The 1,540-nt window shown below is 68.9% G+C and carries 2 protein-coding genes; both read right to left on the bottom strand.

The window, feature by feature from the left end:
• Positions 1 to 362: 30S ribosomal protein S16 (gene rpsP / locus VGB60_RS11725; RefSeq protein ID WP_331038431.1), on the bottom strand; the 362-nt coding region annotated here is incomplete at its 3' end.
• 25 nt (positions 363 to 387) lie between these two features.
• Positions 388 to 1,540: signal recognition particle protein (locus tag VGB60_RS11720; protein ID WP_331038430.1), on the bottom strand; the 1,153-nt coding region annotated here is incomplete at its 5' end.

The following is a 1,540-nucleotide window of genomic DNA, read 5'->3' as shown; positions in this document are numbered from 1 at the left end:
GCCTCGGCGCGGTCGGCTTCGCGCTGGGCGCGCTCGGCGGCGCGTTCCTGGGCCTTCTTGCCCGGCTGCGCCTTGCTCGGGTTGTTGGACTGGGTCCACTTCACCTTGTCGGCGAGGGCCTCGTCCTGGCTCAGGAAGCGGGCCACGCGGTCGGTTGGCTGGGCGCCCTTGGACAGCCATTCCGAGATCCGGTCGGCCTTCAAGGTGACGCGCTTCTGCTCGCCGTCGCGCGGCAGCATCGGGTTGTAGGTGCCGACGCGCTCGATGAACTTGCCGTCGCGCGGCGAGTGGCTGTCGGCGACGACGATGTAGTAGTAGGGGCGCTTCTTGGCGCCGCCGCGGGCCAGACGAATCTTCAGCATTTTCGGTCTCTTTCGTTAAGTCGGATTATTTCTTGGGAGGGAAGCCCGGCAGGCCCGGAAGCCCCCCTGGCAGTTGTCCGCCGCCCAGCCCCGCCAAGCGGTCCTGAAGGGCTTTCATGTCATCGGCGCTGGGCTCGGGCATGCGGCCGCCCCCCATCGCCTTGAGGCGGGCCATGTCCGGCCCACCCATGCCTGGAATCTGGCCACCGCCGCCGAGACCGCCCATCATGGCGGCCATCTGCTTCATGCCCTTGCCGCCCTTGGACATGGACTTGACCATGTCGGCCATCTGGCGGTGCTGTTTGAGCAGCCGGTTGATGTCCTGCACCTCGACCCCGGCGCCCTTGGCGACGCGCTTCTTGCGGCTGGCGTTGAGCAGGTCGGGCTTCTTGCGCTCGGCCTTGGTCATCGACGAGATGATGGCTTCCTGACGCGCGATCATCCGGTCGTCGACGCCGCCCTCGGCCATCTGGGCCTTCATCTTCGCGACCCCGGGCAGCATGCCCATGATGCCCTGCAGCCCGCCCATCCGCTTCATCTGCTGCAGCTGGGCGGCGAGGTCGTTCAGGTCGAACTGGCCCTTGGCCAGCTTGCGGGCCATGGCCTCGGCCTTGGAGGCGTCCAGCTCCTGCGACGCCTTTTCGACCAGGGCGACGATGTCCCCCTGACCCAGGATGCGGCCGGCCACGCGGCGGGCGTCGAACACCTCCAGCGCGTCGACCTTCTCGCCCGCGCCGATGTATTTGATCGGCAGGCCGGTGACGGCGCGCATAGACAGCATGGCCCCGCCGCGACCGTCGCCGTCGGCGCGGGTCAGGACCAGACCGGTCAGCGGCAGGCGTTCGTGGAAGGCGCGGGCGGTGCGGACGGCGTCCTGACCGGTCAGGCTGTCGGCGACCAGCAGGGTCTCGACCGGCTTCGCGATGGCGGCCACCTCGGCCACCTCGGCCATCAGGGCCTCGTCCAGGGTGATCCGTCCGGCGGTGTCGAGGATCAGGACGTCATAGCCCTGAAGCTTCGCCGACTGCAGCGCCCGGCGGGTGATCTGGACCGGCGACTCGCCCGCCACGATGGGCAGGGTGGCGACCTCGATCTGCTGGCCCAGCGTGGCGAGCTGCTCCATGGCCGCCGGACGACGCGTGTCCAGCGAGGCCATCATGACCTTCTTGCGATCGAAC

The sequence above is a fragment of the Brevundimonas sp. genome (assembly GCF_036399195.1).
In the GTDB taxonomy this organism is placed as follows: Bacteria; Pseudomonadota; Alphaproteobacteria; order Caulobacterales; family Caulobacteraceae; genus Brevundimonas.
The sequence above is the reverse complement of the archived record's forward strand: the minus strand, read 5'-3'. Positions and strand labels throughout refer to the sequence as shown.